Below are 18,902 nucleotides of genomic sequence, written 5' to 3'. Positions count from 1 at the left end.
CGTCATTTCCGACCTGAAGCGACACCTGACGTCAAATCGCTGGCGGGGGCTGTGTGATTGCCGCACACAGCCAAGCCGTTTCAGGAGTCTCGCCATGCTGGAAATTGAACAGAATCGTCGCCTGCTACTTGGATCACTCGGGGCATTGGGCACATCGACCCTCCTCGCCAATCCTTTGGCGGCTGCCGAAGCCAATCCCGTTTCATCGGGTGCGGGATATAGCTTTGATACACCCATGGAAAATGTGCGCACGATGGCGCGCCTAACCTCTACCTTAGAGCCGGGGAAGACAGGCTATGTGCGCTATCAAGGGCGCGCCTTTGCCTTGCTGGAGAATGGCAGCAATGTTGCGATCTATGACATTGATGGCATCGGTGCCTTGCGGGCCCTGCCACAGCCAAACGGGGCTATCCGCTTTCTGTTCAGCGAGTTTGCGCTCTACTTGGATTTAAAGACCGGCCTGCCATTAGAACGCTGGACCAATCCCATCACGGGGCGAGAAGTTGAGGTCTGGCACCAGCGCAATGGCCCGGTGAATTACGAGATTGCGCCCGACAAAGCGATGTTTGGCCAGTTTGTCCGCGCCGATGGAGTGACAAATACAGGCTTCCAACTCCCCTGGACCATCCGGGGCCCATTCGCCACCTTTGCTTTAGATGTTGTGTCTAACCGCAAGAATGCGCTCGATCCCGCCACTTGGCCCCTAGAATCCAGTGGCGAGACCATTCCAACGACCGAGCATTCCCAATACTCCATGTTGCTGAGCGACCTTAACAATCCAAAGCTTCTGTCTTTGCCTTTCTTTGCAACGCTTCAAAGCATCAAGCCTTGGCATCCTTGGATGCTGATGGGCAAGCGGCTGGGTCGCGTTTTTGCCCGCATGGTTGCCCAGAAAGTGTCCGGCCCCGAAGTCTTACCGGCACCAAGCTTGGCTTATGCCAAACAACATCTCAGCGCTTGGATGGAGGCACCCGCCGAGTGGACCGGCCAATATGTGACGGCACAAGCGATTTATAAAGCAACACGGACGCCACAAAAATGAAATTTCTAGCTATTCTTTTGGTCCCATTTGCCTTCCTTCTCGGTGGCATGACACGGGGGGAGAGCCCAAAACGAGATGACGCGACGGCCAAAGAGGCACGCGGGCAACGTTTATTCTTGCAATGCCAAGCCTGTCACTCCATCACACCCAATGCACCCCATAAGCTTGGGCCCAATCTGCATGGCATCGTGGGGACCAAGGCAGCGACCAGAACGGGCTATACCTATTCTGCGGCGCTGTCGAAATCCGGCATCGTCTGGACCGATCAAACCTTAGACGCGTGGCTGGAGCACACCAATGCGACTGTTCCCGGTTCCAAAATGATCTTTGCTGGCATGCCAAGTAAAGCCGACCGCGAAGCCCTGATTGCTTATCTTAAGAGAACATCTCGACCAGCCCGTTAGCCGAAAGCCCCGATATCCAAGGTTTTGCCAGAAAGCCTCGCGCTACTGATAGGTTGCGAGGCGACACGGTCTCGCCTATTGTTGATCTGCGCCGCGCACGTTTTTGCACGGCACCTGTGTTCGTTAGGTCAACTTAATTCGGGCGATGCATGGACAAGGATAGCGAGAGCTTAAAGACGAGGCTTCTGTTCTATCTTGGCGTCCCGGCCATAACATCCTTGCTGTTTGCAATGAATGAAGCGGGCATGGCCCGGCTATTACCCATCTATTGGGCGATTCCTTATTGGCTTGGAATCACCATTCCGCTGTGGGTCTTGTTGGATGGCTGTAGCCGCCTGATCCACGCGCTATTTGCAAAACTCCACCCGCATCGATGGCTTGTGCTCTTTGGCGGCTCCTTGCTCGCCATGGCGATTTTCTCCTTCTATTTGCCGCTCTATGTCGGGATGTTCTCAACACAACTTCCCGCGGGGTCGAGCTATCAGGTCAACCCACCCTTTCCAGAGGCGTTTTTGGATTTGCGCCGCTTTGTCGCCTATAGCAGCGTACCGATTTATTGGATCACGGTTGCCTTCTTCTTTGCGCGCTACTTCCACTTTCCATCCTATTTGGTGCTGGCCAAGCCACCAACCGTGCCGGCGTCTGAAGGCAGAGCGAGTGACCAACCCGACCCCAATCCTGCGCCACCACTGGGCGAGGAAACAGCTACGCCTGCAACCCTCCCTACCGGCACGAATGCCTTTGGCTTAGCAGAGCGAAAAGGTTTCCGCGCGCTTTTGCCATTTCACCTGGGCGTCGATATCCAATTGTTGAGCGCAGAAGACCATTATGTGCGTGTGGTCACAACCAAGGGCAATGCGCTCATCCGCTACCGGTTTTCAGATGCACTGAAAGAGGTGCGTGATGTTCCAGGGATCCAAGCCCACCGCTCTCATTGGATTGCCACCAGCGCAATCGAGCGGATCAATCACGATGGGAAGACCTATCGCGTGGCCCTTCGCACCGGTCGCGAGATCCCAGTCAGCCGGACCAATGTAGGCTTGTTGAAAGCTGCGGGCCTTATTTAATACACTGTATTACAATATAAAAAGTGCGGATGACGCGAATGGCAACTTGCGCCAAGAGCCATTTGCGGTCCCCAAGCGCCAATTCCGACTTTTGCGATGCGCGCGACAAACCCGCGTGTAGCATGCAGCAATCGTAGGGGGATAAGAATGACTCAACGCAAATTATTTTGGACCTCGTCACTAACCAGCATCGCACTTCTGTCGGCTCTGCCTTGGGCTCCGGCCCAAGCTCAAACCGTGCCAGCCGAACGTGAGGCAGCCGAAGTTGAAGTGGTAGTGGTGACGGCGCGTAAGCGGGTTGAAAGTTTGCAAGACACGCCATTGAGCGTCAGTGCGCTGACAGGCCAAGACATTCAGGCCCGCGGCCTTCGCGACATTAGCGACATTGCTCTGGTAACACCCGGCTTCTCGATGCAGAACATTCAGGCGGGTACCGAGCAGCCCTTTATCCGGGGGATGTCCAGTACGTCCTTTGAACGCACGCTGCAGACCAGCTCATCTTTCGTCGATGGTAATTATTTCTCGGTGCTTGGCCGAACCGTCTTCTTTCCAGATATTGAACGGGTAGAAGTTGTGCGCGGGCCGCAGGCTGCTTTGTTTGGCCGCGCCACATTTGCCGGTGCCATCAATTATATCACCAAGTCACCCTCGCGTGAGTTTGGCGGTGACCTGCGCTTCAGCTATGGCGATAATGAGCGTGCGCGCGTTCATGCTTCGGTGACCGGCCCCCTTGTAGACGACAAGCTATTTTACCGGGTCAGCATCAATAGCGAGACTTTCGCTGGGGAATATCGCAACAAACTTGATGGGCGACTGACGGGTGCCCAGAACCATTTCGGCGTCACAGGCGCACTGCGCTTCACGCCGACGGATGATTTGACCATCGACTTAAAAGCGTTCCAGACCGCATTCAATGACAAGGGCCAAGTGCCCCACTTCATTCAAGGTGCAGAGACGCTCAATTGCTTTCCCAACACCGCCGGTGTCTTCACCTATTTTTGCGGCAAGCTTCGGCCCGACGCGTCTAAGGTTAGTTTGAACCTGAACCTCACCGGTGGCGGCTATCAAAAGAACGACCAAACCCGCGCCATCATGAATGTCGACTGGCGTTTGGGCGACTATAATCTAACGGCAGTCACCACCTTCGCTCTGCAACGGGGCGATACATTCTGCGACTGCGATTATTCAGATCGCGTGTCCGCAGGGGGCGCGTTCCATTCCAATTTCATTGGTAAGATTGAGAACTTCAGCCAAGAAGTTCGGTTGCGCAGCCCAACCGACAAACCAATTCGCTTCTTAGTCGGTGGCTATTTGTTTGCTGAAGATAGCTATAGCTATCGCGCCAACTCAGCCACCATCGCCATCCCCTTTGTTGAAGTCCGCACAAAGGCAGTATTTGGCTCCGTAGAATTTGATGTCGGCGAGGCCGTGACGGTCAGCGTTGATGGGCGTTATCAAACCGAGAACCAAAAGCGCTCGGCAATTCCTGGTAACCCAGCCATCAATGTGGACTATGAAGCCTTCCTGCCTCGCGTGATCGTTGAATATAAGCCCAGCAAGAATTTCATGCTCTACGGCTCGGCTGCTAAGGGCAATCAGCCTGGCCAATTCAACACGGGAACCAATATCCCAGTGGAATTTGTCAAAGTCGATTCGGAATCGCTTTGGAGCTACGAGATCGGCGCGAAAACCCAATTCCTCGACAATCGCCTTCGCCTGAATGTGGCCGCGTTTGAGATTGATTGGACCAACCAAGTCTATCGGGCGGAGACAGTCGGTAGCGATGGTCGGATTGTCAACATCCTGCGCAATCTGGGGGCCAGCGGCATTAAGGGTCTTGAAGTCGAGGCAGCGGCAGTGCCGATGAAAGGCCTCAATCTGAATGCGACCTTGGCCTATATCGATGCCGAGTATAAAAACTTCCTGTCGCCAAATTCCCTGCGGGTTTATCGCAATGCCCAAGCCGCCGGCTATCAATTGCCAAATACGCCCACGTGGCAGAGCTCATTTAGCGCCGCCTACACCCGAAAAATTTCCGACAAACTGGATGGCTTTGTTCGGGGTGATTATTCCTATCGCGGGCGTCAATATGTTTCCGAGGTCAACCAAGCCTATATTGGCGCGCTGCATTTGGTGAATCTCAGCCTGGGGGTAGAAACCGAAAAGCTGCGGATTGCGTTGCGGATCGACAATGCGTTGAACAGCGACATTCCAGAGTTTGCGACCCGCTTCACAGACTTAAACTCACCTGCCTTGTCGCGCTTTGGTTATCTGATCAAACTCAGAAACAGCCGCGCGGCAGAACTCTCGCTGCAGTATAAATTCTGATGAAACGCCAAGCCTATCTTGCCGCTGCCGCCGCTTTCTTCCTGCTTGTCGGGGATGTTCATGCACAGAGCGAGGCCGTTCAACAACGCGATCCACTTCTGGAGTCGCGGCGGGCGAATTTGCCAAAGACTTTGCCATGGCCAATTTCGTTCTTCCAGCCTCAGATCGAGGTTGCTGGAAACCATAAGGCCGACCTCAAACTCGCTCCGGTAGGCAAGCGAACGATTTCGGCGGAGGCACTTGCTCAAGCGCAAGCCTATGCTGAATCGCAAAAATCATCGGCCCTTTTGGTGTGGCGCAAGGGTCAACTTGAGCATGCCTATTACGCCCCATCGACAGGAGCAGACACGATCAGCCATACCTACCACATGCAGCATATCCCGCTGGTCCTGTTGGTTGGGATGGCTGTGGCAGACGGCAAGATAGCTTCTTTGGATACACCTGCCGCAACCTATTTGCCGGAATGGCAAAAGGATGATCGCGCCAAAATCACAATCCGAAATCTGTTGCAGCAAAATGCTGGGCTCGATCTCAGACGCGATGCCCATTTTTCAGACGGGCTCTATTCAAGGGATGCGCGCGCCTATTGGGGGTCTAACACCAAAGAGGTGATCGTGAATGAGTATCCGGCTTTGTATCCACCCGGCACGCGCTTTGATTATAATTATATGGTTCCAGAGATTTTGAGCATCATCGTCTCGCGCGTCTATAACAAGCCGTATCATGAGATCTTGTCTGAGAACCTCTGGAAGCCCTTGGGGAATAAGCAGGCCTATATGTGGCTCAATCGGCCAGGCGGGGAGGCCCATGTCGACGCGGGATTATTCTCCGCCCCAACTGATTGGCTAAACGTCGGGATTTTGCTCGCGCAGAATGGCCGCTGGAAAGGTCGGCAATTGGTCCCGGCCAGCTTCATTGCAGAGATGCGCAAACCTTCTGCCACCAATCCTAATTTTGGTTTCATGTATTTGGGCTCTCCCTTCGCCCCCGTGCGGCGCATGGCGACCGATCCGCGCGTGACCTATGTGGTCAAATCCGCTGAACCATTCGCGGCAGAGGACGTCTTCTATGTGGATGGCTATGGCGGTCAGCGCGTCTATGTCGTTCCATCCAAAAATCTGGTTGTGGTTCGCATCGGTGAGGTGACGCGTGAGTGGGACAATAGCAAGCTGGTCAATTTGATCCTTGCGGGCGCAAACTAACATAGTCAGGTCAGGAGTTTTAGGATGCTAGGTACGCATTTGGAAATGATGATGGGGCGTAGGTCCTTGTTGGGCTTAGGGGCTGGTGCTGCGGCCTTAAGCCTGCCAGCTCTTGCCACGGCGGCGGGTTCGAGCCGTGGCGTTAATCGCCCACTTGACCTGTCAAATCCCGAAGATCATCTGCGCATGTATGTGAAGATGTCTGCCAGCGAAGAAGATGGGGCCGAAACGCTGCTGGTCTATGAGGGCACGACATTTGGCGTCACCAATGGTACCGACTTGGTGCCGCTTTATGGCATGTTGGGCTTCAGCCCAGTCCGCACGTTCCGCCAGCCCGATGCGTCCTGGCGCATTCTTGGCAGCGAGGCGGCCGTCTTCACTGACCTTGCAACCGGCAAAGTGCTCGAGACTTGGCAGAACCCCTATTTGGACAATCGCGCCGTCGATGTTTGGCATTTACGGACAGGGCCAATCAATTTGCGCCTCGACCCGCATCGCCCGATCAATGCGGGTGGCTGGCGACTTCTGCGTCCGTCCAGCTATGGCACTAATGGCTTCTTCATGCCGATTGAGGAGCATGATGGCCACTTTATTGTCGCGCTTGATGCGCAAGCCCAACGCAAGAACCCACTCGACCCGGTCGCTTGGCCAGCTGAATCAACCGGCGCGATGATGCGCTATTCAGAGCACAATACGTGGCGCATCAAGCGTTCGGAAGTTGAAAATCCGGACATTCCATCCCCGCCCATTTTTGCCGCATGGCACACGAACAAAGAGTGGCGACCCTGGATGTTGATGGGGCAAAGGCCTGGGCATATTTATAACCATCTGATCGCCTATAAGGTGAAGTCGATTGGCGAGGTGCCGCGCGTTCTCTTGGATTATTATGAACGCGTCGCGCCGCAATTCCTGTCTGCTCCCAAGACGTGGACAGGGGAGTATAAGACCGATTGGGATCACTTCATGGCCGCACGTCGGCCCGCCAAGCCCTAATTCCTGCAACGCACCAGAAAGGCGGCCTATGTATCTTGCAACTCTCAGCGCCGCCCTTTGGCTCGCACTGGCCCAAGCCCCAAGTTCAACACCAGTAACCAACCCACCCGCGCCAACCAGCCAAGGAGGGGAGGGGGCGAGCTGTGATAAGCCGGTCTATCTGGTCATTATGGTGGATCAATTTGATCGCACCAAAGCAAGACCCTATGCCGAAGCCATGCGGGCAAGTGGCATCGTGCGTCGCAATCAAGGCTCTTACAAAATATCGGGCGCGCCGACATTAGTGCTTGAAGGACAATGGCCAAGTGATCGCGGCTTTGTCGTCGAACATTACCCATGCCGCGCCGCGTTTGAGGCCATGTGGAATTCAGCCGAGTATCAAGAGAAGCTAAAGCCCTTGCGCGCCAATACGGGCAATTATTCTATCATGCTGTTCAATGCGGTGCCTGAACCGCGCAAATAGACAACCTTTATTTTAGGCCTCCACGCTTCACTTTGTCCCATAATCTATATTATGCGAACTAATCAAATGAGATGGTGCGCGCACTAAGGTCGATTACCGAACGCGTGGGTCACGGAAATTTGAAATGCCTTGAAGCCCTCAAATTAGCCGCGAAACCTCGTATCAGAAAGATGAAGTCGCCCTGATTTAATGGGATTCCAAGCGTGTTCTCGCCCTTTTCTTCGGTGTGTTTTGCACGTCCAAACGCACGCAAAACGATCCGAGCAGACAATCGGAGGTCGTTGACCAGCCCAGTTCTGGCTTTTAGTTTTATCGCGCATCAATTTGGGAGGGGCCGATGCGCTTTTGGTTTATTGGATTGGCATTTTGTCTTGCTGGCTGCGCATCCACGCCGCTTTCGCCAGAAGAGATTGCCCGACTGGAGATGGTGGCGAGCAGACTTAAGCCACCCGCAACCCTCTCAGGCACCTTCACAATTGTCGATCAGCGAAAGCCCAACGCGACAAAAGACGAATTCGATCTGACTGGCTGGGCGGGAGGTTTTTCCTGTGCCCTTGGTGTCACACAGCTCGGCGACATCAATTTCGCCGCAGACCGGATTGCTCGGCTTGAGAATGCGCTTGCTGAGGCATTTCCCGGGAAGTCAGGGCCACTCATTGTGAGACGATACGACATTTATCTCAACCAAGAAGCAGAAGCCAAAGCGGTTGGTTGGGCAGCAGCCTCAGCAAGCGTTGGCGGCTATGGCGCGCCTGGGACTCCAGACGTGAAGTCTCCAAATATCTGGCGCGCTCCGAAATGTGGTCGCGACCGGATGCAAAGCGGATGGTTTGATCCGAGCGACCTCACCAACAACTATCCGCCTTTCACAGTCGAGATTGACGTTAACGTATTTGGACAAGACTATTCTGTAAGCGCGGCAGAGTCATCGGAGATTAATATAGCCTATTTCGCCATCATGCGGATCGTTCACTCACCGCTCTTACACGCAATGCTACAATCGACGATGGACAAAGGTAATTCGCGTTTGATTAAGGCCATCCAAGCCAATTCGCCGGCAAAGGCGGAGTAGCTAAGCACGGTTAAACTACCCAACCAGCCGCGCGTAGTGCCAGCGCAGATGCTCGTCCATAAAGGTCGAGATGAAATAATAGCTGTGGTCATAGCCGTCTTGCATCCGGATCGTCGCCTTTTGCTTGGCGGCATCGCAGGCCTCGACCAATAAATGCGTCTTGAGTTGTGTTTCGAGGAATGGGTCAGCCGTGCCTTGGTCGACTAATAAGTCGGGCAGTCGTGCGCCTGCTTCAATCAGAGCGCAGGCATCATAAGCAAGCCACACGCCTTGGCCCTCGCCCAGATAGCCGGTCAATGCCTTCTGCCCCCAAGGACACGCCATTGGCGCGACAATCGGGGCGAAGGCCGAGACAGAAGCAAAGCGACCCGGATTGCGCAATGCAATCGTTAAGGCACCATGGCCACCCATGGAATGACCCATCATGGCTTGTCGATCCATATCGACGGGCAAATGCTCGGCGATCAGCTCGGGCAATTCCGTTTCAAGATAGCGACGCATCTGATAATTTTTGGCGAACGGCTTTTGGGTTGCATCCACATAGAAGCCCGCGCCCAGCCCGAAGTCATAGGCCCCCTCTGGATCGTCGGGCACCCCCTCCCCGCGTGGTGAGGTATCGGGTGCGATGAAGATGAGGCCAAGTTCGGCACAGGCGGCGCGATACTCGCCCTTTTCCGTGACATTGGCGTGGGTGCAGGTCAGCCCCGACAAATACCAAACGACGGGCAGCTTTTGGCCCGCCGGATGATCAGGTATAAAGGCCGAGAACACCATCTCTGTGCCGGTGGCCGAAGATGGATGGCTATAGACCCTCTGCTCGCCACCATGGGCTTTGACCGATGAGATGATGGTTAAACACATACGCTCACCCCGGATTGAATGCCGACTTAGAACACCACAACGCTGCGGATGCTTTCGCCCGCATGCATCAAGTCAAAACCCTTATTGATATCTTCGAGGCTCAACACATGGGTGATCATGGGATCGATCTCGATCTTCCCATTCATGTACCAATCGACGATTTTGGGTACGTCGGTGCGACCACGGGCCCCACCAAAGGCAGAGCCCTTCCACACCCGTCCTGTCACCAATTGGAAGGGACGCGTCGAAATTTCCTTACCCGCTTCAGCGACGCCAATCACGGTCGAGACACCCCAACCACGATGACACGCCTCTAAAGCTTGCCGCATCACATCGGTATTGCCTGTGCAGTCAAACGTATAGTCCGCGCCGCCATCGGTCAGCGCGACGAGATGTTGGACCATATCGCCCGTGATCAAGCTGGGATTGACGAAATGGGTCATGCCAAAGCGTACGCCCCAAGCTTCCCGGTCTGGATTAATGTCGACGCCGACAATTTTGTCCGCCCCGACCATACGGGCAGCCTGCACGACATTCAGGCCAATGCCACCCAAGCCAAAAACAATGACCGTCGAACCCGGTGTGACCTTGGCCGTATTGACCACCGCCCCTACGCCCGTGGTGACTCCGCAGCCAATATAACAGGTTTGCTCAAATGGCGCGTCGGTACGAATTTTGGCTACCGCGATCTCGGGCAGCACGGTGAAGTTCGAAAATGTCGAGCAGCCCATATAGTGATAAACGGTTTGGCCCTTGTAGCTAAATCGGCTGGTGCCATCGGGCATCAGGCCTTGGCCCTGAGTGGCGCGGATGGCGGTGCACAAATTGGTCTTGCCAGAGAGACAGCTTTTGCACTGACGGCATTCGGGTGTGTAAAGTGGAATGACATGATCGCCGGGTGCCACACTCGTCACCCCTGCCCCGACTTCGCGGACAATCCCCGCCCCTTCATGACCAAGCACGGTCGGGAACTTTCCCTCACTATCGAGACCACCCAGCGTATAGGCGTCTGTGTGACAAATGCCTGTTGCCATGATTTCAACCAGCACTTCGCCTGCCTTGGGCCCTTCGAGATCCAATTCCACGATTTCTAAGGGTTTACGGGCTTCAAAAGCGACTGCGGCGCGGGTCTTCATGCGGGTTAAACTCATCAGGTGTGGGAAAGGTTGCAAGGTTTGCTCAGCAACCATAGCAATTTTACAATTCCGAGATAAATAGCCATAATCGCAATTCATCTTACCATATTCGGGATAATCATGAGTCAGTGGCAAGGATTGGATGAGTTTGTGGCCATTGCCACCGCAGGCTCTTTCTCGGGGGGCGCAAAGCTGCTCGGCACCTCAACCACCCGCATCAGCCGGGTGATCGTGCAGCTTGAGGCTCGATTACAGGCGCAATTGTTTGACCGGACGACGCGCAGTGTGAAGTTGACGGATACGGGTCGCGCGATCCTCGACCAGTGTCGCAGAATACTTGCGGAGCGAGACGATATTCTCGCCTCTGTCACCGCTCAGGGCGAGCCGCGCGGCGAATTGCGGGTGACGTGTTCTACCACCATGGGAGAACGCTATGTCGCGCCCTTGTTACGGCGCTTTGCCATGCAGCATCCAGATTTGAGTGTCGAACTAGACCTCACGAACCGCGTGGTTGATCTGGTCGGCGAAGGCTATGATTTGGCCATCCGTACCGGGCAGATGCCCGACTCTGGCTTAATCCGCACCCGCGTCGGTTCGCGTGCGCTTTTGACCTGTGCGGCACCTGCCTACCTCAAGACGGCACCCCCGCTTGAAAGCGTCGACCAGTTAAAGGATCACGCGTGCCTATTAGGTTCTGCCAGCAATTGGCATTTTAAGGATGCACAAGGCCAAGCCTTAGAGTTTAAGCCCAGCGGGCGGTGGCGCTGTAATAATGGCAATGGGGTTTTAGAGGCGGCCATTGCGGGGATGGGTGTCTGCCAATTGCCCGAATTTTATGTCCTACCTGCCTTGAGGTCTAGCGAATTGGTGGAAGTTCTTGGTGGCTTCAGGCCGGCCGAGGAGCCGATCTGGGCTGTCTATCCTCAACGTCGCCATCTGTTGCCTAAAGTACGCGGCGCGGTCAGCCTGTTAAAGCGCGACCTCGCCGCTGCAATCGCGCAGCCTTAATGCTCGCCCCCTTCAAGTCAGTCGCGACCCAGTTTCCGGATTGACGTTGCCGCCCGAGCAAAGGCAAGTTGGGCACCATAAAAGCTTGCCGACAAGGCAGCGTGCATTTGGGAGACACATCATGTTGGCATCAAACCGCAATTCCCGGCAGCTCTGGCTCAAGGCCAGTGCGCTACTCAGTGTGGGGCTGGTTGCTTGGTCGCCCGTGGCCCAAGCCCAGACTGTCGGTGCCGCAACGCCCCAGACAATTGCCGCCAACAAGGCTTTTTCGGCTACCCTGCCCTGGAGCAACACGAGTGAGGATGAGCTGGCCAAGCGTGGCTTTGTCGCCACCTTGGAAGACCCGTTGATCCGCAATGCAGCGGGTAAAGTGGTGCTCGATCTTTCTGCATACAATTTCGCCCAAGGCCCCGCACCCGACACCGCCAATCCCAGCCTGTGGCGACATGCGGCACTTCTGCGCATGCATGGTCTGTTCAAAGTCGCCCCGAAAATCTGGCAAGTGCGCGGCTTTGATATCTCGGTCATGTCAATCATCGAAACCGACACGGGCTATATTGTCATCGACCCGTTGACCGTCGCGGAAACGGCCAAGGCCGCTATGAGCCTGGTGAAAAAGCATGTCGGCGACAAACCGATTCACGCTGTGATCTACACCCATAGCCATGCTGACCATTTCGGTGGCGTGAAAGGTATTGTGAGTGAAGCCGACGTCGCAGCCGGCAAAGTCAAAATCATCGCGCCTTCGGGCTTTATGGAACATGCGGTCAGCGAAAATCTGATTGCCGGCCCGGCCATGAGCCGCCGCGCCGTCTTCCAATTTGGCACCACTTTAGAACGCGGCCCAGCCGGTCAAGTGGGTGCCGGGATCGGGATGGAGGTCCCCGTTGGTGGGGCGCTAGGCCTGATCGCGCCAACCGACATAATAGAGCGCACCGGCCAGACCATGACGGTCGACGGCATGCGGATTGAGTTTCAGGTAACGCCGGGCACCGAGGCGCCCGCTGAAATGAACTTCTTCTTCCCAGACTTGGGCGCGCTGTGCTTGGCGGAAAATGCCAATGTCACCATGCACAATATTCTGCCGCCTCGCGGCGCTTTGGTGCGCGATTCAAAAGCGTGGGCGGACTATTTGACCGAGAGCATGAACTTATTTGGCGCGCGCACCGAGGTGATGTTTGTCTCGCACGGTTGGCCACGTTGGGGGCGGCAAGAGGTTGCGACCTATGTCGCCAATCACCGCGACGCCTATAAGTATCTGCACGATCAATCGGTGCGTTTGATGAACCAAGGCATGACCGCGACCGAGATTGCCGAAACCATCGCGCTTCCTGAGATCCTGACCCAGCAATGGTATAATCACGGCTATTACGGCACGATGAGCCACAATTCAAAAGCCGTCTATCAGCGTTATCTGGGCTGGTATGATGCCAATCCGGCCAATCTAAACCCCTTGCCGCCAGAAGCTGTGGCCAAACGCTATGTCGACGCCATGGGCGGGGCCGATAAGGCACTTGGCATTGCCAAGACTGCCTTTGATGCCGGCGATTATCGCTGGTCTGCTGAACTTGCCAGCCGCATCGTGTTTGCAGACACCACCAACAAACCCGCACGCGAGCTTTTGGCCCAATCCTTTGAGCAAATGGGTTATCAGGCCGAAAGCATGTTGTGGCGCAACATGTATCTCAATGGCGCCCAAGAAGCCCGCAAGACGCCCAGCGTACCGAACGCAGGAACCGTCGCGCCCGACATGATCAGCGCGATTTCCTCACCGCAATTGTTTGACCTCTTGGCCATTCGCGTCGATCCGGAAAAAGCCAAGGGCAAGAATATCGCGGTGGCCTTTGTCTTCCCAGACCGCAATGAGCGCTATCGCTTGGTGCTGCGCAATTCAGTGATGGTCAATGAAGGACCCAGCACCGAACCAGTCGATGCCACCGTGACCATGCCAAGGCCTGCTTTCCTCGGCATGCTATTTTCAGGCACCAGCCCTGCGAGCCTTGTGCTGCGTGGCGTCATGAAGATCGATGGCAAAACCGATGCCCTTCGCGCCTTCATGGGCAGCCTAGACACCGCGGAGCCGAAACCACCTTTCCCGATTGTGACGCCGTAAGGGGGGGGGATTGAAATGAGTCGTGTGGGGCCATGTCAATGTCTGCAAACCAAGACCAATTGATTGAACAGCACACGCTTCAGTTCTTGGACCGCACACTGCCAAAGCACGAATGGACTCACAAAGGTCATTTCGCTGCCGCCTTGTGGCTCTTGCGGCATCGACCCGAACTCGCTGAGCCGGAGCAGATGAGGTCACTTATCTCAAGCTTCAATTTGGCCACGGGTACCGCGAATACCGATGTGAGTGGCTATCATCACACAATCACGGTGGCGTCGCTTCGTGCGGCATCTCATCATCTGAGCACCCATGACGCCGCGATTTCATTGAGCCAGATATTGGACGACTTGGTTGGAGGACCCTTTGGTCGAAGCGAGTGGCTTTTAAGTTATTGGCACAAGACAACCATTTTCAGCCCAGTGGCGCGACAAAACTGGGTTGAGCCCGATCTGCAACCCCTGCCTTTCTAAGGCAGCCAAAGGCTTCGCAACGGGCAAGGATGATAACTTTGCCCGTTCAGTTAGGGCCGCTCTCACCTTGCTTCGCGCCAGGCAACACCTGAGCCCGTATGAGGCGATTATCGACGAAATAGCGTTGCGCCAAGGCTTGCAATTCTTCGCGCGTCAAAGCGCGCAGAGTGGGCAAAGCGTCAGATCGATCCTGCCACGGGCGCGCCTCGCGTTCGCCAATGTCGCGCTTGGCCAGCGCGTCGGAAATGGTCGAGACCCAGCACGCATTCGCGTCACAGTCTTGGGCTTTGTTCTCAAGAAGCGGTGTGCGGGCACGGGCGATTTCATCCTCGGTGGGGCCATTGGTCGCGAGGTCCTTGGCAATGGTGCGGATGCGGGCTTCCACACTCTCAACATCCTTTGGCAGCACAATTGCCGTCACGGCCAGAACGACATTGTCACCATAGCCTGGCAAGCGAGTGGTCCCGACTGACGGTGAATAGGATTGCCCGAAAGCTTCCCGGATCACATCATTGGCTCGGATTTGAAAAATCTCGCTCAGTAAGTCGAGCCGAAAGGCATCTGGACCCTTCTCAATGTTTTCGACTTGCCAAGCTACGTGGACGAGCGCCTGATCTTCTTTGCCACCATGCTGAAAGATTTGCGTTGGGCCACCGCCATCCGTCAGACGCCAATTGTGCGCGACTGCAATACCCGAATCCAACCCGCGCCTTTTGGGTAAGGCACCAAAGCGGCTTTCGACCGCCTTTATGGCTGTGTCTACATCGATATCCCCAACGATAATGACATTGATTGGAGCATCTTTCAAAATGATCAGCAGCCGTTCATTGGCTTGGGCAGGATCAATATTCAGAAAGGCCTGCAGGAGCTCCTCTGGTGTTCGGGACGCAAAAATTGGCGACCCCGTCTGATAGAGGTTGGATCGCTTTTGCCTAAAGACATCCTGAGCTGTAAGTTGGCGACCGACCAAAAACTGTCTGAACCGATCTTTGTATAATTGAACACTGTCTGTGCCCAATTTGGGTGAGACAATTTGCGCCAAGACAACATCCAATGTTTCATTGAAATTGGTCAGAAGCGTTTCTGTCGATAGGCTGGTTCGCACCAAGCCAATGTCGCGATTAATTGGGCTTAGTGCCGAGTCCCGGAATGCCTTGCTCATGTCTGACGCTTTGAGATTACTAAAGCCACCAAGTCCCCATTCCCGTTCGGCAAGGCCAGCCCAGAGGGCATCGCCATCGCGAAACGCAAGCCAACCAGCGCTGAGTTGAACCGTAAGGGCGACTTGGCCGGGCCTCTTCGGCTGTGTCGGGTCAGTCACCTTTGTTGCATTGGGTTTAACAACCAAGGTCACGCCATTTTCAAAGCGGACAAAGTCGGCATCCAGGCCCGGCTCCCGCCAACGCCCGGCAAGCTTTCCTGCGGGGCCGAGTTTCACAGGTTGAAATCGGACAGGTTTTATCACTTGCTGCGGTGGGATTGGCGCGGCCAAAATCTCGCGCCACAACGCCAAGACACTGGCCTCTGTCACGCTTGGATCTTGGGTCGTGATCAAGAAGCGGGGTTGCACGCCTTGCCAATAAAAGCGCAGCTCTTCATTCAGACGCGCGACTGTGATTTGCTCATACTCACGCAACAGCTGTGCGCGCCGAGTGGCGCGATCTTGCTTTGCCGTCGGGGTCCAATTGGAGGACAGCGCCCACAAAATGCTGTCTGCCTTTCCCCCAGTACCGTCAAAAAAGTCGGAAAAGCCGCTTGAGGGCCTTTCACGCGTCCAATCTGCGATGGCACGATCCCTCTCTTCTTGTGAAATCCCATCCCGCAAGATGCGCCGCATCTCCAGCGCGATTGCCTTCATCCCGCCTTGCCAGTCCCGATTACGAGGCACGAAATCAAATTGCGCGCGCCAGCCCATGCCAGCTGCATTGTCCGGCCCCGCAAATGGCCCACCATAGGAAGCTGACAAGAGTTGTGGTGGATCGCCCTGCTTTGCAGCCAAGCCGAGGCGTCGGTTCACAATGTTGAAGGTAAGCGTCCGCACACTTGAGCGAATGCTCTCTTCTTCGCGTGATCCTCGCTCAAACAGCCGAGGGTCCGGCCGCTCAGCTTCAATGACGAACTCTTCTGGCAAGGTGTTTGAGCGGTCAATATAGACGGCAAGCTTGTTTTCTTCCCATTGTCCTTTGCTTGGCTCTTGAGGATTTGGCTCGTCCAGCGCGGGCTTCCAGCTTGCAAACCGCTCCTTAATCATAGCTTCAGTCGCATCCACGTCGACTGCACCAACAATTACAAGGATGGCCCGTTCAGGCCGATACCAACGCTCATAAAAGGCACGCAGGCTTGCCGAACTTGTTGCCTCAATACTTGCAATGGTTCCAATCGGGCTTCGATGCGTGTCGCGCACACGGGGGTAGAATAGCTTTTGGCGCTCTTTGAACCTGTCTGCCATGGGCGACGCGCGGCTGATCTGCTCGTTTGAGACAATGCCTTTTTCGCGATCAATCGCATCTTGGGCTAAGGTCAACCGATCCGCCGTCTCGCGGAAGAGATCGAGGGCAAGCTCGAGACGCCCTTCATCCGCCTTGGGCAAGTCGAACATGTAAATGGTTTCATTCGTGCTGGTTGAGGCATTCACATGCCTACCAAACGCCGCACCTAGCCGCTCCATGCGCTTTATGAGTTCACCCTCGGGAACATTTTTCGAGCCGTTAAACGCCATATGCTCCAAGAAATGCGCATAGCCGAGCTGGTGATCTTCCTCAAAGGCTGAGCCAACATCGATCCGAAAGCGCAGCGCAACTTCGCCCTCCTTATTATCATCACGCTGGATGGCATAGCGCATGCCATTCTCTAGCCGACCAAAGCGGATGGCGGGGTCTGGTGTTTCGCCCGTGGCTTCCCACGGCCAGATAGTCGTTGGTTTTGCTGCTTGGACCTTTAGTCCACCCGGTGGCATGACGATGATCGGCCCCGGTAAAAGAGAAAGGTCGCTTTGACCCTGAGCGAGATGGGCCGCCTGATTTTTGCTTTGTGCTTGCGCCCAACCCATCGAGGGACCTAAGCCTAGGGCAAAAGCTGCAAGCCACAACATGAAGTGCCACATCGCCAAAGTGCTCTGGAAAAACTGCTTCGGAAATCTCACGGTCAAAAACCTTAACAAATAATTCAATCTGAGATTTTGAACGAGTTCTGGTTTTCTGCAAGTTGCGCCTGCAGAGAAATTGGTTCCGAGCCCCATCACCAAATTCCCCCGTGATTTGCGCGCGACCCGCATCGGTGGCTAAAGAGATGCGGCAATCTATCGCATCAGGATCCAACAAAAGGCGTTACACGAATGGCATCGGATGCTTATGCTCATCGCATGAACAATCTGTCGAAAGATCAAGAAATTATCGCCGCCGCCATTGCGGTCAATGCGCCTTTTGTCGGCCGTCTGCGATCGCGCACCTTGGTTGGCTCTCGCTGGTTCGCCTTGATTGGGCAGTTTATCACCGTTCTGATCGTCCATTTCGGCTTCAAGTTTGAACTGCCCCTTCTGGCCTGCCTTGTGACGATTGCAGCCAATATCACGCTGAACATCATCATCACGGTTGGTCTGCCGCCGCAGAGATTGGTGCGACAGTGGGAGGCAGCCGCGCAATTGACCTTTGACGTCCTGCAGTTGGCGCTTTTGCTTTATCTGACTGGGGGGATCTCGAACCCATTCTGCTTATTGCTGATCGCACCAGCCACCATCGCAGCCTCGACGCTCCAGCCCCGTTGGACGCTTAGCATTATTTTGGTGACGGTTTTGAGCGTATGTGTGCTGGCGCTTTATTCCTATCCCCTGCCCTGGCTTCCAGCCGGCAGCTTCATGATGCCTGCCCTGTATCAATTCGCCATGGCGTTTGCGATCATCATTGGCCTGATCTTTACCGCAAGCTATGCTTGGCGCGTCTCGCTGGAAGAAAGCCAGCTTGCTGATGCCCTGATTGCGACACAAGAAGTGCTGGCGCGTGAACAAAGGCTGGCGGCCTTGGGTGGACTTGCCGCGGCGGCTGCGCATGAATTGGGCACGCCTCTGGCCACCATCCAGGTTACGGCGAAAGAGATGTTGCGCTCATTACCGCCCAACAGCCTCGACATGGAAGATGCTGAACTGATCCTGTCCCAAGCCCAACGCTGCCGGGAAATTCTGCGCAATCTAACCAATCAAAAGGAAATTCCAGAATCGGTGACCGATACCCTGCCGTTTGGCCAATTGCTGGAGGAAGTCGCAGAGCGGCACCCCGAAATGGGCCAGAAGGCAGTGTTGTTTGACATCCAAGGCCCAGAGGGCAAGGGCGAGCTCATGGTCATTCGCAAGCCTGCCATCCTCTATGGGTTGGGCAACATGTTTGAGAATGCCCTTCATTATGCGAACCAAGCCGTCACGGTCTCGGCCAAATGGGACGAGCGCAGCGTGCGCGTGACCATCACCGACGATGGGCCAGGCTTTGATGAAGCCATTCTCGACCGATTGGGTGAACCTTATGTATCGACCAGTCTGCAAGGCTCGCCTTCCGCAAATGCGCGCGAAGGAATGGGGCTGGGCTTTTTCATTGCTAAAACCCTGCTGGAGCGCTCGGGTGGGCAGGTCTCTTTTTGGAATGGCATAAAGCGCGGCGAGGGCGCAGTGGTTCAGACGATTTGGCCCTTGTCAGCGATTGCCGCGAAATCCTGACGAAACCCCCAAGAGCCCCTGCGACTTCTTGTCACTTGCGG

At 55.2% G+C, this 18,902-nt stretch carries 15 protein-coding genes; 12 read left to right on the top strand and 3 right to left on the bottom strand.

Annotated elements, in window-relative coordinates; translation table 11 throughout:
• Positions 1 to 94: 94 nt before the first annotated feature.
• From ACOVRA_RS12765 to ACOVRA_RS12730, 8 genes are all read left to right on the top strand, one after another.
• Positions 95 to 1,042, top strand: coding sequence for a DUF1838 family protein (locus ACOVRA_RS12765; protein WP_421720625.1), 948 nt, complete (start codon positions 95 to 97; stop codon positions 1,040 to 1,042).
• Positions 1,039 to 1,446 carry a c-type cytochrome gene (locus ACOVRA_RS12760; protein WP_421720624.1) on the top strand — a complete coding sequence of 136 codons (408 nt, stop codon included), beginning with the start codon at positions 1,039 to 1,041 and terminating at the stop codon, positions 1,444 to 1,446. The genes ACOVRA_RS12765 and ACOVRA_RS12760 overlap by 4 nt, the downstream gene beginning before the upstream one ends.
• Positions 1,447 to 1,691: 245 nt before the next feature.
• Positions 1,692 to 2,513: a LytTR family DNA-binding domain-containing protein gene (locus ACOVRA_RS12755; protein ID WP_421720623.1), complete on the top strand. Its 822-nt coding sequence runs from the start codon at positions 1,692 to 1,694 to the stop codon at positions 2,511 to 2,513.
• A 147-nt stretch (positions 2,514 to 2,660) separates the two neighbouring features.
• Positions 2,661 to 4,841 carry a TonB-dependent receptor gene (locus tag ACOVRA_RS12750; RefSeq protein WP_421720622.1) on the top strand — a complete coding sequence of 727 codons (2,181 nt, stop codon included), beginning with the start codon at positions 2,661 to 2,663 and terminating at the stop codon, positions 4,839 to 4,841.
• On the top strand, positions 4,841 to 6,043 hold the full coding sequence (locus ACOVRA_RS12745) for a serine hydrolase domain-containing protein (protein WP_421720621.1): 1,203 nt from the start codon (positions 4,841 to 4,843) through the stop codon (positions 6,041 to 6,043). Before ACOVRA_RS12750 ends, ACOVRA_RS12745 begins: the two co-directional genes overlap by 1 nt.
• Positions 6,044 to 6,067: 24 nt before the next feature.
• A complete protein-coding gene (locus ACOVRA_RS12740) occupies positions 6,068 to 7,036 on the top strand; it encodes a DUF1838 family protein (protein WP_421720620.1) in 969 nt (322 codons plus the stop codon).
• Between the two features lie 28 nt (positions 7,037 to 7,064).
• On the top strand, positions 7,065 to 7,499 hold the full coding sequence (locus ACOVRA_RS12735; protein WP_421720619.1) for a DUF1330 domain-containing protein: 435 nt from the start codon (positions 7,065 to 7,067) through the stop codon (positions 7,497 to 7,499).
• A 337-nt stretch (positions 7,500 to 7,836) separates the two neighbouring features.
• Positions 7,837 to 8,571, top strand: coding sequence for a hypothetical protein (locus ACOVRA_RS12730; protein WP_421720618.1), 735 nt, complete (start codon positions 7,837 to 7,839; stop codon positions 8,569 to 8,571).
• A 15-nt stretch (positions 8,572 to 8,586) separates the two neighbouring features.
• Here the strand turns inward: ACOVRA_RS12730 and fghA are convergent, their stop codons facing one another.
• Both fghA and ACOVRA_RS12720 read right to left on the bottom strand, forming a co-directional pair.
• A complete protein-coding gene (gene fghA, locus ACOVRA_RS12725; protein WP_421720617.1) occupies positions 8,587 to 9,432 on the bottom strand; it encodes an S-formylglutathione hydrolase in 846 nt (281 codons plus the stop codon).
• Between the two features lie 26 nt (positions 9,433 to 9,458).
• Entirely contained in the window at positions 9,459 to 10,568 is a 1,110-nt protein-coding gene (locus ACOVRA_RS12720) for an S-(hydroxymethyl)glutathione dehydrogenase/class III alcohol dehydrogenase (protein WP_421720616.1), read from the bottom strand.
• Between the two features lie 120 nt (positions 10,569 to 10,688).
• Between ACOVRA_RS12720 and ACOVRA_RS12715 the strand changes: the two genes are divergently transcribed.
• The 3 genes from ACOVRA_RS12715 (at position 10,689) to ACOVRA_RS12705 (ending at position 14,159) form a co-directional block, all read left to right on the top strand.
• Complete coding sequence (locus ACOVRA_RS12715; RefSeq protein ID WP_421720615.1) at positions 10,689 to 11,576, top strand: LysR substrate-binding domain-containing protein; 888 nt, start codon at positions 10,689 to 10,691, stop codon at positions 11,574 to 11,576.
• A 121-nt stretch (positions 11,577 to 11,697) separates the two neighbouring features.
• Entirely contained in the window at positions 11,698 to 13,689 is a 1,992-nt protein-coding gene (locus ACOVRA_RS12710) for an alkyl/aryl-sulfatase (protein ID WP_421720614.1), read from the top strand.
• A gap of 38 nt (positions 13,690 to 13,727) precedes the next feature.
• Positions 13,728 to 14,159, top strand: coding sequence for a hypothetical protein (locus ACOVRA_RS12705; RefSeq protein ID WP_421720613.1), 432 nt, complete (start codon positions 13,728 to 13,730; stop codon positions 14,157 to 14,159).
• A 46-nt stretch (positions 14,160 to 14,205) separates the two neighbouring features.
• On the opposite strand, the gene ACOVRA_RS12700 is transcribed toward ACOVRA_RS12705, so the two are convergent.
• A complete protein-coding gene (locus ACOVRA_RS12700) occupies positions 14,206 to 17,301 on the bottom strand; it encodes a M16 family metallopeptidase (protein ID WP_421720612.1) in 3,096 nt (1,031 codons plus the stop codon).
• Positions 17,302 to 17,493: 192 nt separating this feature from the next.
• On the opposite strand from ACOVRA_RS12700, the gene ACOVRA_RS12695 reads away from it, so the two are divergent.
• Positions 17,494 to 18,861 (top strand): ActS/PrrB/RegB family redox-sensitive histidine kinase, encoded by a 1,368-nt coding sequence (locus ACOVRA_RS12695; RefSeq protein WP_421720611.1) that lies wholly within the window; start codon positions 17,494 to 17,496, stop codon positions 18,859 to 18,861.
• Positions 18,862 to 18,902 lie beyond the last annotated feature (41 nt).

The sequence above is a fragment of the Aquidulcibacter sp. genome (assembly GCF_049239865.1).
Classification (GTDB): Bacteria; Pseudomonadota; Alphaproteobacteria; order Caulobacterales; family Aquidulcibacteraceae; genus Aquidulcibacter.
Note: the sequence above shows the minus strand (reverse complement) of the source record. Positions and strands in the feature narration are given on the sequence as shown.